Source organism: Beijerinckiaceae bacterium, assembly GCA_004564215.1.
In the GTDB taxonomy this organism is placed as follows: domain Bacteria; phylum Pseudomonadota; class Alphaproteobacteria; order Rhizobiales; family Beijerinckiaceae; genus Methylocapsa.
Genome location: CP024846.1, coordinates 2,298,383 through 2,311,723, shown reverse-complemented (window position 1 = coordinate 2,311,723; position 13,341 = coordinate 2,298,383). Strand labels below are relative to the sequence as shown.

General features: G+C 58.2%; 16 protein-coding genes. 9 read left to right on the top strand and 7 right to left on the bottom strand.

The annotated features are described in order from the left end of the window. Window positions 1–69: 69 nt before the first annotated feature. Window positions 70–1,272 (bottom strand): aspartate aminotransferase, encoded by a 1,203-nt coding sequence (locus tag CU048_10855; GenBank protein ID QBR71695.1) that lies wholly within the window; start codon window positions 1,270–1,272, stop codon window positions 70–72. Window positions 1,273–1,630: 358 nt separating this feature from the next. On the opposite strand from CU048_10855, the gene CU048_10850 reads away from it, so the two are divergent. Beyond that, complete coding sequence (locus CU048_10850; protein QBR71694.1) at window positions 1,631–1,870, top strand: hypothetical protein; 240 nt, start codon at window positions 1,631–1,633, stop codon at window positions 1,868–1,870. A 117-nt stretch (window positions 1,871–1,987) separates the two neighbouring features. Here the strand turns inward: CU048_10850 and CU048_10845 are convergent, their stop codons facing one another. Next, window positions 1,988–2,725: a catalase gene (locus tag CU048_10845; GenBank protein ID QBR71693.1), complete on the bottom strand. Its 738-nt coding sequence runs from the start codon at window positions 2,723–2,725 to the stop codon at window positions 1,988–1,990. A 224-nt stretch (window positions 2,726–2,949) separates the two neighbouring features. Here CU048_10845 and CU048_10840 point away from each other — a divergent pair, with 224 nt between their 5' ends. Together CU048_10840 and CU048_10835 are read left to right on the top strand one after the other, a co-directional pair. Further along, complete coding sequence (locus tag CU048_10840) at window positions 2,950–3,138, top strand: hypothetical protein (GenBank protein QBR71692.1); 189 nt, start codon at window positions 2,950–2,952, stop codon at window positions 3,136–3,138. Between the two features lie 186 nt (window positions 3,139–3,324). Beyond that, complete coding sequence (locus CU048_10835) at window positions 3,325–3,834, top strand: hypothetical protein (GenBank protein ID QBR72854.1); 510 nt, start codon at window positions 3,325–3,327, stop codon at window positions 3,832–3,834. Window positions 3,835–3,887: 53 nt separating this feature from the next. Here CU048_10835 and CU048_10830 read toward each other — a convergent pair whose 3' ends face one another. The 3 genes from CU048_10830 to CU048_10820 form a co-directional block, all read right to left on the bottom strand. Beyond that, the gene (locus CU048_10830; protein ID QBR71691.1) at window positions 3,888–4,655 is read right to left on the bottom strand and encodes a hypothetical protein; all 768 of its coding nucleotides are present in this window, start codon (window positions 4,653–4,655) and stop codon (window positions 3,888–3,890) included. Between the two features lie 81 nt (window positions 4,656–4,736). Then, the gene (locus tag CU048_10825) at window positions 4,737–5,156 is read right to left on the bottom strand and encodes a hypothetical protein (protein QBR71690.1); all 420 of its coding nucleotides are present in this window, start codon (window positions 5,154–5,156) and stop codon (window positions 4,737–4,739) included. 62 nt (window positions 5,157–5,218) lie between these two features. Beyond that, complete coding sequence (locus CU048_10820) at window positions 5,219–5,848, bottom strand: peptidase M15 (GenBank protein QBR72853.1); 630 nt, start codon at window positions 5,846–5,848, stop codon at window positions 5,219–5,221. A 353-nt stretch (window positions 5,849–6,201) separates the two neighbouring features. Between CU048_10820 and CU048_10815 the strand changes: the two genes are divergently transcribed. Together CU048_10815 and CU048_10810 are read left to right on the top strand one after the other, a co-directional pair. Continuing rightward, on the top strand, window positions 6,202–6,669 hold the full coding sequence (locus CU048_10815; GenBank protein ID QBR72852.1) for a transporter: 468 nt from the start codon (window positions 6,202–6,204) through the stop codon (window positions 6,667–6,669). Between the two features lie 89 nt (window positions 6,670–6,758). Beyond that, entirely contained in the window at window positions 6,759–7,508 is a 750-nt protein-coding gene (locus CU048_10810; protein QBR71689.1) for an arginyltransferase, read from the top strand. 38 nt (window positions 7,509–7,546) lie between these two features. On the opposite strand, the gene CU048_10805 is transcribed toward CU048_10810, so the two are convergent. After that, window positions 7,547–7,978, bottom strand: coding sequence for a response regulator (locus tag CU048_10805; protein ID QBR72851.1), 432 nt, complete (start codon window positions 7,976–7,978; stop codon window positions 7,547–7,549). A 172-nt stretch (window positions 7,979–8,150) separates the two neighbouring features. On the opposite strand from CU048_10805, the gene CU048_10800 reads away from it, so the two are divergent. The 3 genes from CU048_10800 to CU048_10790 all read left to right on the top strand — a co-directional run bounded on the left by CU048_10800 (window position 8,151) and on the right by CU048_10790 (window position 10,626). Next, the gene (locus CU048_10800; protein QBR72850.1) at window positions 8,151–9,284 is read left to right on the top strand and encodes a PAS domain-containing sensor histidine kinase; all 1,134 of its coding nucleotides are present in this window, start codon (window positions 8,151–8,153) and stop codon (window positions 9,282–9,284) included. A gap of 218 nt (window positions 9,285–9,502) precedes the next feature. Beyond that, a complete protein-coding gene (locus tag CU048_10795; GenBank protein QBR72849.1) occupies window positions 9,503–10,252 on the top strand; it encodes a hypothetical protein in 750 nt (249 codons plus the stop codon). Window positions 10,253–10,332: 80 nt separating this feature from the next. Beyond that, entirely contained in the window at window positions 10,333–10,626 is a 294-nt protein-coding gene (locus tag CU048_10790) for a YARHG domain-containing protein (protein QBR71688.1), read from the top strand. 26 nt (window positions 10,627–10,652) lie between these two features. Here the strand turns inward: CU048_10790 and parC are convergent, their stop codons facing one another. After that, window positions 10,653–12,899: a DNA topoisomerase IV subunit A gene (gene parC / locus CU048_10785; protein QBR71687.1), complete on the bottom strand. Its 2,247-nt coding sequence runs from the start codon at window positions 12,897–12,899 to the stop codon at window positions 10,653–10,655. Window positions 12,900–13,112: 213 nt separating this feature from the next. Here parC and CU048_10780 point away from each other — a divergent pair, with 213 nt between their 5' ends. Further along, on the top strand, window positions 13,113–13,307 hold the full coding sequence (locus tag CU048_10780; protein QBR71686.1) for a hypothetical protein: 195 nt from the start codon (window positions 13,113–13,115) through the stop codon (window positions 13,305–13,307). The last annotated feature ends 34 nt before the right edge of the window (window positions 13,308–13,341 follow it).

The window sequence follows — 13,341 nt, the reverse complement described above, 5'->3', positions numbered from 1 at the left end:
TAGATGAGTTTGCTGCCTGATGCCGCGCCGATCGCACCAAAATGTTTCACGTGAAACATTTTGGTGCGATTACACGAGCGACGCGCAAAACCGCTGGATTTTCGCGCAGGCATCTTCCAGCACCGACGTCGAGGTCGCATAGGAAATCCGGAAATTCGGGCCAAGGCCAAAGGCCGAGCCCTGAACCACCGCGACACCTTCGGCCTCAAGCAGAGCCGCGACGAAATCCTCGTCATTGCCGATCGCTTTGCCCTCAGGCGTCTTTTTTCCGATCGCCTCCGCACAAGACGGATAGACATAGAACGCGCCTTCCGGGGTCGGGCAGTTCAAATATTTCGCCTGGTTGAGCATCGAGACGACGAGGTCGCGCCGTCCCTCGAAAATCTTTCGCCGCTCGGGAATGAAATCCTGCGGACCGGTGAGCGCCTCGACCGACGCCCATTGCGCGATTGAGCAGGCGCCCGAGGTCTGCTGGCCCTGCAGCATGTCCATCGCCTTGATCAAAAAGTCCGGGCCGGCGGCATAGCCGATCCGCCAGCCGGTCATGGCGTAGGATTTCGACACGCCGTTCATGGTCAGCGTGCGGTCAAGGAGATTCGGCTCGACCTGCGCCAGCGTCGTGAAGGTGAAGTCGCCATAGGTCAGATGCTCATAAATGTCGTCGGTCAGGGTCCACACGTGCGGATGGCGCAGCAGGACATCGGTAAGCGCTTTCAATTCCGCGCGCGTATAGGCGGCGCCCGACGGGTTCGACGGCGAGTTCAGGATCAGCCATTTGGTTTTCGGCGTGATCGCCTTGTCGAGCGCCTCGGCCTGCAGCTTGAAGCCATGCTCCATGCGGGTTTCGACCGCGACCGGGGTACCGCCCGCGATCAAAACCATATCGGGATAGCTCACCCAATAGGGCGCCGGAATGATGACTTCATCGCCGCGATTGATGGTGGCGAGAAGCGCATTGAACAAAATATGCTTTCCGCCGGTGCCGACGATGGTCTGCGAAGCTTTATAGTCGAGGCCGTTTTCGCGTTTGAATTTTTGCGCAATCGCCTCACGCAAAGGCGGGATGCCAGAGACCGGCGTATATTTGGTCTCGCCGCGCTCGATTGCGGCAATCGCCGCTTTTTTGATGTTGTCCGGCGTGTCGAAATCCGGCTCACCGGTTGACAGCGAAATGATGTCGCGCCCGGCGGCTTTGAGATCGCGTGCCTTTTGTGTGACCGCAATCGTCGCGGATGGTTTTACACGCAAAAGGGCATCGGCGATAAAGGACATTAGACAGGCTCCGCTGCGGAAATGAGGGCGTACCCCTCGTGCGGCGGGGACCTTAGGTATCAAGCTCCCGCAACGCAACAAGAAACCACCAGGGGCGGCCGCAGGAGCGGGCTCGCGGCCGAAAACCATGTTGACGGCGCATTAACACTAAAATCATTTTAAACATGCGCGGGGGCGCGAAAGACCTTAATCAGGCGAGAACTCTGCCGAGCCAGGCTTTGGTCGCAGGGTCGCCTTAACGAGACCGCACGATCGGTATCGAGGGCGCTCGCGGAGTCGTGCGTCGCCGCACAGGCGCGGCGGGATCCGCGCGTTAATGGAAATACATAGCTTGAATCCACTGTCTCGGAGTGGCGGCATGTCGATTACGGACCATTCTGACCATAAGGCCGATGCCGGTTTTGTCCGCGCCTATGACGCGCGCTCGGCCCGCAGACAGTTTAGAGTTTCCCTTATTCTGATCGTCGTTCTGGCCTTGGCGGCCGGCGCCCTCGGTGTGTTGGTGCAATTCGACCGACCGACCACCGTCGAAAAATCGACGAACATTAAAACCGGACAGCTCGGCTTCCCGAAAACCATATTCGGGATCAGGGGCTGACCTCGCAAATCGATTTACGCCCTCCCTTGGGCCCTCGGGGGAGTCCGTAAAAAAGGGGCCGCGCCAACCACGCGGCCCCAATTTTTTTTTGACGATGCTTCGGGCATCAGCCGCGCCTTATTCGGCGGCGCGACGGTCGAGCTTCTCGTCGTCGGGATTGACGGGAGCGGGCGGAAATCCGCCTTGCGGTTTCGGATCCGCCACATAGCGGAACTGACCTTCGTTCCAGGGTCCCCGATAGTCTTCGCCGTGAGATAGATTGAAAACCACATCCACGGTGTCGTCCGGCTGCACATTGCCGAAGAAGGGATCGGTCAATTTGCCCATCGCATCCAATGCCTTCATGAACATTTGCGCGTGGGTAATCTCGCGGGTCAGCAAATGGACGAGCACCTTTTTCGTGCCTTCGTCGGTGCAATGCTTGATCAGCGCTTCGTAGGTCTGCCGAGCCCCAGCTTCGGCGGCGATATCGGCGCGGAGGTCGCGCACCACATTGCCGCCCTCGTTGATGTAGGAGGCCGTCCAGGCCGCTCCCTGACTGTCGAGGAAATGGGGTCCCATGCCTTTTACGGCAAACAGCGGCGCTGCATAGACATCGCTCTGATCGATATTTCGCGTGTGCTGCGCAATCAGCTTGCCGACCATCTCCAGATGGCTGAATTCTTCCAGGGCAATATCCTGCAACATATCCCGGATGCTGGCATCCTCGACATGGAACGATTGCACCCAATATTGCAGCGCGGCTGTCAATTCCCCGGTGGCGCCGCCGAATTGTTCGAGAAGATACTGTCCAAATCGCGGATCCGGCGTGTTGACCGTAACCGGCTGAATGGTTTCCTTGACGTGTGAGAACATCGCAAGAATCCTTCTGAGAGAGGATCGTTTTCGTGAGGAGCGAAGGGTTTGAAGGGATCGCCTCGACCTTCACGGCGAGGGCGCCGCACGCGCGAGTGAGGGCATGCACCCCTCGAACGGCAAGGGCGCGAAGGAGTTCGCGGGAGAGTCGATTAAATTTGCCAGCCGACCTGGGGTTCGCTGTAAAAGCTTGGGCTTAGGAACCACTGATTCGGGACTTTGCCATGCGCTTCAACCTGACCCCGCCTACACTGCTTGTTTTCCTCGTCTCCCTCGTGCTTGCGGTTCTCGCGGTCGCTTCGCTCTACACGCATATTCCCGTCGTCGGGCATTATGTAGCGGTGCATCGCTTTTGGGTGTTGGGGGCAGCCTATGGGGTATTGCTCGCGGGCGTGCTTTTCGAGGGGCTTTAGCCAAGTCCCCGGCGCGGGTCGAAAGTTTTGACCTAACGACGTTCAAATTTATGATATTGCTTCACATTAGTTGCGCAACTGCTTGCGATTGTCGCATTTGTTCGCCCGCCTCGGGGCCGTGGCGCAAGGATGGGCCGGGGGCGCGATCAGTATGATAGAGACGCCGCAAAGAAAGAAAGGCAGACTATGAGCGACCTTGTCGTTATCGCATTTCCTTCCGAAGCCAAGGCCGAGGAAGTCCGGCAAAAGATATTGGACTTGCAGAAGGAATATCTGATCGAACTTGGCGACGCGGCCATCGCCGTCAAGGAGCCCAACGGCAGCGTCAAGCTCAACCAGCTGGTGAATACGACCGCGCTTGGAGCGGTTTCCGGCACCTTCTGGGGGACGTTGATCGGTTTGATCTTCCTCATGCCGCTCGCCGGCGCCGCGCTTGGGGCTGCCTCCGGCGCAATCGGCGGCGCGCTCTCCGATGTTGGCGTCAACGACGCATTCATGAAAGAGATCGGGCAAACCTTGCAATCAGGCAATGCGGCTTTGTTTTTGTTGATCCGCAAATTGACCACCGACAAGGTGCTGGAGGATCTCAAGGGCGTCGGCGGGACGGTTTTACGGACCTCCTTCGACCACACCAAGGAAGACGCGCTGCGCGCCGCGCTGGCCGGCGTAAGCCAGGCCACCCCCCCAGCCGCTTGAGCCGGATCGGTTTATCGCACGGTTTCTGACCGACGCAGTTCCTCTGCGCATGTTCATTGGTTGATTTGAGCCAGGGCGTTGCGCAGGGGCGCGTCGGAGACCCGTATCAATCCCTGGTAGGGCTGGTCCAATTCCAAGATCAGGAAAATCCCACTTGAGACCGAGAGCGCTCCTATCAAGAGGGCAACCAAGACGGTCGCGTTGACGCTTGCGAAAAGGCCAAATCCCAAGAACAAAACCGAAAGCCAAAATACGAGGATAGTCAGGAACGGCCAGGGGATCGAACTGCCGACCCGTTCGATCATGAGCGCGCTTGTCTGGCGGAGGGCCGCGCTTATTTCAAGCGCCCTCTTCTGAATGAAGCGTTGCGCTTCCGTGTTGGGCGAAAGATTTTGGATGCTGTCATAGAAAGCGTTGGCCTCGACATGGTTGGCTAGACCGAGCCGGACGTTATCGTTCGACCAGATTTTTGCAGTGGCCACTGAAACCGCCGAATGGAACCTCTGGCGCGCCTCGCTAGCGCCCGGTCCAAAATGCGCCAGAAGGCCGTCAAGCTCGAGAACCGTGGCTGACACCTGCCGCAATTCAGCACTTTGCCTATCGAAGGAACTCTTCGCCGAGGCGACCAGCAAACCAAGCACCAAGGCCGCCAGGGTTGCGATCAGCCCCATGACGAGCTTCTCGACCTCCTTTGATTCGTCGTTCAAATGATGATCCGGCAATTTCCGGTGCAGGACCATGCCGAAAAGGGCCGCGGCGAAGGTACAGGCGAAGATGATCGACGCGACAACCACCGGGGACAATGATTCTGGCATTTCCATTCCTTGAGGATGAATAAACAAACTTTAAGTTTCGGCTCAATCGACGGACAAATTGAAATGGCTTTTCGTTAAGAACCTCAGCTATTCTCCCAAGAGGTGTAGCACGATCTCACGGCGGTGGGGCGCCCGGCGGTGCTCAAACAAATAGATGCCCTGCCAAGTCCCCAGCACCATCCTGCCCGACGCCACCGGAATCGAAAGCTGCGTTTGCGATAAAGCGGTTCTGATGTGGGCCGGCATATCGTCGAGGCCTTCCGTTTGATGGATGTAGCGGTTGCGATCCTCCGGTGCGATCGCTTCGAAAAAACTCTCAAGATCGGCACGCACATCCGGGTCGGCATTTTCTTGAATGAGCAGGGATGCCGAGGTGTGACGGCAAAAGATCGTCAGCAGGCCGGTCGCGATTTTTTGCGCGCTGAGCCAGCCGGCCACGTCTCCGGTGATCTCGACAAGGCCCTTGCGACGGGTCTGGATATGGAGGCTATGAAGCGCTTGGCGCATCTCTCGTCGGCTCGATCATAGGTGGCGTCAGGACATCGCGCGGGCGTACGCGCTTGATCCACTTATTTGAGATCGAAATCGCAAGGCGCGGCGTCTGTGACGCTTTTGAGTGAAAAATGCCACCATTCGCCGGGGTAATTCTCAAAGCCGTGCCGTTGCATCAATACGACCAGCATGGCACGGTTCCGCGTCGGCTCGGCACCGAGGCTCGGATAATCGGTCGCCGAAACCTCGTCGAAAAAATCGAAAGTCGTCCCAAAATCGAGGCCAATCAGGGCAAGATCAACCGCGACCCCCGTCGAATGCATCGAGACCTTGGAAATATAGCCGCGTTCGAAAAGCAGGCTCTTGTCGACCCTTGGATAATAGGCGGCCTTCATGGCCTGATCGGAGGCGTCACCCGCCCAGGCCACGAAAGCCTCGGTCGCCCGCAACGGCCGATAACAATCATAAACGACGAGGCTTAGGCCAGAGGCGGCGGCTTCTCGTTGCGCGGCCGCAAGCGCTTCCGCTGTTTCCTGGCGCAGCCAACACTGCGGCGCCGAATAGCCCGGCACCGGCCGCCCGGTAAAATTCTGGCTGCCCGCATAGCGGATATCCTGCCGGATCGTGGGTGCGACATCCGAAAGCTGGACGAAATTCCTTGGCGGCTCCTTGGCGGTGGCGATTTCGGTCCCGCACATGGACCACATTGTCACCAGCGAGATCGCGGCAAACCGGCCTTCGCGCACGCAACACTCCTTTGAAACGGCTTGGATACTCGCAGTCCGATCCTAACTATTGCCCATTCGCATAAGCTTTGCAGCAAATTTGCATGAGCATCAGAAAAAATTGATTTTCGTTCAATAGCACTTGTTCCCTTTCGCGAATTTGCGCGTAACATGGTGTTTACCAAAGCTGCTCCCCCGTGAAGGGGCGCCGCTATGGCTGTGGCTCTTGTCTTGCTGTCCTGCCGGGACCACATGTTGCTCGGCTAAGCGACGGATGTGTAGGCAGTGTTTCAGTTGGAACATGTGGGTCCGCCGGGCGTAGGTGGAGTGTGAACATGAGCGACAGAAGCGGTTATGAGCGGTCGGGCTTCCCGGTTCCGGTGTTCGTCCAGCTTCCGGCGGAAGCTTTTGCAGGCGTGCGCACGCGTCGGATCGTGGCGCTCCTTCTGGACCTGATCCTCGTCTCGATCCTGTCCTGCATCCTGTGGATTGGGCTCACCGTCCTGACGCTCGGGCTTTCCCTCCTGATCCTGCCGCCCCTGTTTCCACTGGTCGCGTTTTTCTACAATGGGCTCACCGTGTCGGGTTGGAGAATGGCGACGCCGGGCATGCGCGCCATGGATCTGGAAATGCGCCTGACCGATGGCGCGCCCGTGCCCTTTCTCAATGCCGCGGTGCATGCCGTGCTCTTTTATGTGAGCACGATGTTCCCGCCGATTTTTCTGGTCTCGCTTTTAAGCGCGAACAAAAGATGTTTGCATGATATGCTTGCAGACGTAATCGTCATCCGGCGGATCGGATGACGAGATCATCCGCCGAGGTTTCGGAGAGCTCGGGAAAGCTTTCGCTTTGAAGGCCCGCCGCAAACAGGGAAACAAGGGGGCAGCCCAGATTGACGCGAGAGCCGCGTGACGCACCCCAGTTTTATCTGACGGCACCTTCGGCTTGCCCCTATTTGCCGGATCGGCAAGAGCGCAAGGTGTTCACCCATTTGATTGGCCGGCGTGCCGTTGCGCTCAACGACCAACTGACCCAATCGGGGTTCCGGCGGTCGCAGACAATTGCCTATCGTCCGGCTTGCGAACATTGCCGCGCCTGCGTGTCGGTCCGGATCAAGGTCGAGGAATTCAAGCCCTCCCGCAATTTCCGACGTATTGTCGAAATCAATCACGATCTTGTGGGGACGGTGGCGCGCGCAGAACCGACCTCCGAGCAATATGCGCTGTTCCGCCGTTATCTCGATGCGCGGCACGGCGACGGAGGCATGGCCGACATGACCGTCGTGGACTATACGACCATGATCGAGGACAGCCATGTCGAATCAAGGCTGGTCGAATATCGTCTGGCGCCCGACAAGGAAGGCCAAAGCGAAGGGCCGCTGGTGGCCGCCTGCCTGACCGACCTTCTGGCGGACGGGCTATCCATGGTCTACTCCTTCTACGTGCCGGACGAGCAGCGCCGTTCTTTTGGCACCTATATGATCCTTGACCATATCGAGCGCGCGAAGCGCCTCGGCGTGCCCCATGTCTATCTCGGCTACTGGGTCGCGGGCTCGCGGAAAATGGCCTATAAGGCGCGCTTCCTGCCGCAGGAGCGGCTTGGAATGAACGGTTGGGAACGGATCGAGTCCATCACCCCGTGAAGCCGCCAATGACCTCTGGTGCCGAGCCTAAGCGCCTCTTACTCCGCGGCGGTGACGATTTCGGTAGCGATCTTCACCAAGGACTCCGAATTATTCGGCTTGACGAATACTTTGTTGGCACCCGCCTGAATGGCTTCTGCGTGGACGGCAGCTTCGGTCGAGGTGGTCAGCACGAAAACGGGCAGAGCCTTCAAGGCCAGAGAGTTTCGGAGAGATCGCAGGAATTTGATCCCATTCAGGCGCGGCATATTGAGGTCCAGAACCAACGCGTCCGGAAGTTTGTCGATGATGTCCTTTTGTGAAACCAAAAGGACCGCATCGAGCCCATTGCTCACATACTCGCATTTGATCTCGCGGTTCAAGGACAGCTGCGCGTGTTGCGCCGCTCTCTTGAAAAGGAAGAAATCGTCTGGATCATCCTCGACGACCAAGAGCCTGCACGCTGTTTGCTTGGTCTCTGCAGTCAACATCTTTTTCCCATTCTCACGCCACTTGACGTGCTGCTTTCGCTTGGCGGCCAAGATTTTAAAGTATAGAGGATTTTGTCTTCCTTTGGAATGGTTACATTGCGGCAGCGGTCCCGATCAAAGCCGGCACGCCCTGGACGGTTGACCGCATGCGCAGCGTGACATGGAGAGCGCGATGAAATCTGCCGGGATAGAAGACGATCGTTTTCGCTTGGCGGTAGAGTCTTCTCCCGCAGCCATGATCATGACGGACCGTGAAGGCATCATTAGGTTTGCCAACGCCGAGTCCGAACGTATGTTCGGCTACACCCGAGATGAACTCACCGGCAAATCGATCGATCTCCTGGTTCCCGCCAATTTGCGTCAGGCGCACGCCTCTTTACGCCGCGGCTTCTTGGCCAATCCAAGTAACAGGTCGATGGGCGCGGGTCGCGACCTCAAGGGGGTGCGCCGCGACGGCAGCGAATTCCCGCTCGAAATCGGGCTGACGCCGATCCACTCCGGCACTGAACTCATCGTCTTCGCCATTGTCGTCGATATCACCGCGCGAAGGCAAACTGAAAATGCTCTGGCGCGACGGGCCGCCGAGTTGGAACGCGCCAATGAACGCCTGGAGCAATTTGCCTATGTGGCTTCGCACGATCTGCAGGAGCCACTGCGCAAAATCGCGGCCTTTTCGAACATTATCGATGACGCGATCGCAAATTCAAATCAGGAAGAACTCGTCCGTGCCAACACGGTGATACGAACTGCGGCTTTATATGCGCGTGAACTCGTCGATGATCTCTTGACCCTGGCCCGCACGATCAATAGCGAACAGCAATTAAGACTGCTCGACTTGCGCGAGGCCATCGAATTCTCGCTGTCGACCCTGTCGGAATCGATCATCGAGACAAATGCCAAGATCAATATCAATCTGCCGAAGCTTGCGATCCACGCTGACCAATCGCAATTCGTGCGTTTGATGCTGAACATCCTCTCGAATGCAGTCAAATATCACACACCGGGTCGAGGGGCGACGATAGACATCACCGCGGCGGCGGTCGACGGCATGTCGATATGCCTGGCGATTGCCGATGACGGCATAGGTTTCGAGGGGAAATACGCGCAAGCCATTTTCGAGCCGTTCAAGCGGCTCCATTCAAAGGCGGAATATCCCGGCTGCGGAATCGGACTGGCGATCTGCAAGGCGATCGCCGACCGGCACGAATGGCAGATTTCGGTGAAGTCCGCGCCGGGCGAGGGGACAACCTTTTTCCTCATCCTCCCGGCCTGGCCCAAGGACACTTTAGGCGACTCTGCTTCTTAATCGGCACAGCCCTCCCCTCCTCCCATGCCGAATATCGTTACCGCTTGCACGACGCGAGCCGACGGGACAGCACCGATGGCTGAACTTGAGGCCTCATGCGCTGCCGCAGCCAAAGTTGGTAGGCCGGTGCTCGAGGCGATGGCGAGCTCGCTGATAATAGATTATAAAGCACGGAGCGGCGTTGTTGGACCGCCATGCGCCTGAGGGAAAGCGGGATGATGGCACGGATCATCGCAATTGCGTCCTTGGCCGTCTTATTGGCAGCAACTGCGGCGCCAATCCGCGCGGCATCGATCGACGCGCTCGTGGAAGCCTATCCGGATCAGCTGGCGGGCCACGACCAAACCGATCTGATCTGGCGCGATGGAACGCGCCAGAAGATTTCCGACGGCAAAGGCGAAAAGAGCTTTGACGAGAAGCTGCGCAATGCTTCGCTCCTCGATCAGCTGAGCCTGCCCTATCCGAAAGGGCCCTTGAAAGCGCCCCCCGGCCCCCAGGATGATCCCGGCCGGTTCCGCAATTCCGCGTTCTTCGACAAGATGTATGGGAATTGCGAGAAGGGTGAAACGCGCAGCCATTTGACAGGCGTCAAATGGCTGCCGGCCACCGGCGGTAAGCTCGTTCAAGTCACAACCGTAAACGGCGTTGCTGATAAACTGAGGGCTGTCGCGGAAGAGATCGAGCGGCTGCCCCCTGAGATTAAGCGTTTTGCATATCCCAGCGCCGGAACCTTTAATTGCCGGACGGTGAAAGACACCGGCAAGCGCAGCATGCACGCCTATGGGGCGGCGATCGACCTGAATACAAAATTCGCCGATTACTGGCTGTGGAGCAAAGATGCGTATCGCAACCGCATTCCCTTCGAAATCGTCGCGATATTTGAAAGGCATGGGTTCATCTGGGGCGGAAAATGGGGCCATTTCGATACGATGCATTTCGAATACAGGCCGGAACTTCTCCGGGATTAAATTTGATCAATATTGACACGAGTCATTTCGCTAAAATTAGGGTAATCTAAATTGTCAGCTCAAGCTCGGAGGCTGAAGAAATGAAAACGCGTGAGACGATTGCAAGATTCTTAGCGGCGGCAGCGGTTGCGAGCGGACTCCTCATGACGTGGTCTTTATCGTCCGCAAGAGCGCAGGACGCCTCATCCATGTCCTGTGGGCAACTCTGGTACGCACGCAACGAAATCTACGCTCGAAATGGCTATTGCTTCCAAACAGCCCGCGCGCAAGCAACGTTCGGCAAGGGGTGTTTCCCTCCCTATGGCGCATTGCACGGCTGGGAAAAAGATCGTGTGGGCGAACTTAAAATGTGGGAGCAGCGGAGAGGTTGCTGATGGGCTGTTCGCCTCGCCGCCAAGGCTCACCCAAACCGATTGTTTTTGGGAAAGCCTTTCGGCGGCAGGCGCCCGGCGTCGGCGCGGTTGCCAATCCAATCGCGTAAATCGCCACGCGCGACAGTAAATGTCCGGCCCGCCGAATCCTTCCAGCTCAAGCCTTCGGCCATACGAAAGACCTTGGCATCAACAATGCCGCCATCCCTGTATTTTTGAAGCCGCACGCCTTTGCCGCGCGCCATTTCCGGCAGCTGCACCAGCGGAAAGACGAGCAGCTTGCGATTATCTCCGATCACCGCGACATGATCTCCGACGGCGGGAACGATGACCGCGGCCGTCGCGGGCTTATCCACATTGAGCAGCTGTTTGCCTTTGCGCGTGCCGCCCACCATTTCATCCTGGCTCACAAGGAAGCCACGCCCGTCGCTCGACGCAACCAGCATTTTCATCCCTTCCGCATAGGGAAGGACCGCGGCAATCGTCTCGCCTTCGGCGATGTCGGCCATCAGCCGGATCGGCTCCCCCTGGCTGCGCCCGCCGGGGAGCTTGCTCGCCTCGAGGGTGAATATTTTTCCATCGCTGGCGAGGACCAGAATTTTTGAGATGGTCTCGGCGAAGAAAGACACGGCCAGCCGGTCGTCGCCTTTGAATTGCAAGCTTGAGAGATCTTCAACATTGCCCTTAAGAGCACGGATCCAGCCCTTTTCGGACACCACGATAGTGACTGGCTCGCGCTCGATCATCGCTCCGGCGAAATCGGCAATTGCGATCTCCGGCGCCTGCCCGAAGCTTGTACGCCTTGCCCCGAGCTTTGTGTCCAAACCATATTTTTTCTTGAGCTCGCGAATTTGCGCGGCGATGGTCTTCCATTGCTTGGCCTCATCCCCAAGCAATCGTTCGATCTCGCGTTTTTCCTTGCCGAGTTCGTCGTGCTCGCGGCGCAACTGCAGCTCCTCGAGCCTGCGCAGGCTGCGCAGCCGCGTATCGAGGATATAGTTTGCCTGCACATCAGAAAGCTCGAAGGCCGCCTTCAATTCCAGCTTCGGATCTTCCGCTTCGCGAACGATCTGGATCACCGCATCCAGATTGAGGAAAACGATCAGCATGCCGGCGACGACTTCGAGGCGATACTCGATCTCGGCTTGCCGGTGGCGCGAGCGGCGCAGAAGAACCTGGCGCCGATGGTCGAGCCATTGCTGCAAGGCCTCCTTAAGAGAGACAACCCGCGGCACCACGCCATCGACCAGCAGATTCATATTCATGGGGAACCGGCTCTCCAGCTCGGTGAGCTTGAAGAGCTGCTCCATCATCATTTCAGGATCGACAGCGCGGGCACGTGGCTCAATGACGACCCTTACATCCTCGGCGGATTCATCGCGTACGTCGCCGACGAGCGGCAGCTTCTTGTCGTTCAAAAGCTCGGCGATCTTTTCGATGAGCTTCGACTTCTGCACCATGTACGGGATTTCGGTGACAACCACGGCCCAGACGCCACGGCTGCCCTCCTCCTTCGACCAGCGGGCCCGCAAGCGGAACGAACCGCGCCCGGTCCGATAGGCTTCCGCAATCGCCGCCTTCGGCTCGACCAGAATCCCGCCGGTGGGGAAATCCGGCCCCGGTACGAAGGCCAGCAATTGATCGATCGTCGCGTTCTTATGGGCGATGAGATGCAGCGCCGCATCGCAGAGTTCGGCAAGATTATGCGGGGGGATCGAAGTCGCCATACCGACGGCAATGCCTTGCGCGCCATTGGCGAGCAGGTTCGGCAAAGCGGCCGGAAGAACGATCGGCTCTTTTTGGTCGCCCGAATAATTATCGCGAAAATCGATCGCGTCCTCGTCGATCCCCTCAAGCAGCAGCCGCGCGACATCGGTCATGCGGGCTTCGGTGTAGCGATAGGCGGCGGCACTATCGCCATCGATGTTGCCGAAATTGCCCTGCCCGTCGATCAGCGGATAGCGCGACGAAAAATCCTGGGCGAGACGCACCAAGGCGTCATAGATCGCTTGATCGCCATGCGGATGGAACGAGCCCATCACATCGCCGACGATTTTCGCGCATTTCTTAAACGCGGAGCCGGGGTCGAGCCTTAAAATATGCATCCCGTAAAGGATGCGCCGGTGCACCGGCTTCAGGCCGTCGCGGGCGTCGGGCAAGGCCCGGCCCATGATGGTCGAGAGCGCGTAGGCGAGATAGCGCTCCTCGAGTGCGTCGCGGAGGTTGACCTGTTCAGTGCCCCCGGTCGGAGGCGGCGGCGTGATGTGTTTTCCCATGACTGGACGCGTAGCGAAGCCCTAAGGCCAAATCAAGTTCCGTTTCTGTTCTGCGGCCAGCTATGCACGGAATTGAGATTTGACTTGCTCCTCAGAGAAGCACGAACCTTTTCCCGGGTCGCCCGTTAGGAAGGGACCTCGCGACAAAGTCCGAGGCTTCCCATCTCATGATTCAGTACGCCGCTCAAAACCAACCCGAAAGAGGAGCTTTTCATGAAACTCGTCATCGCTCTTGCCGCGGCCATGCTCCTGATCGCGCCCGCCGCTTTCGCCCAAGATCCGGGCGAATCGGGTCGCGGCTCGGACAAGGCCGTCGGGCCGGCGTCGGAAAACCGGGACACCGCTCCCTATAATAATCCTCCGGGAGATGAATCCGATGATCCGAACGGTCAGGACGAGCCGGATTGATGAATCACGGCCCGTTTCCGCTGATTCTATGCGG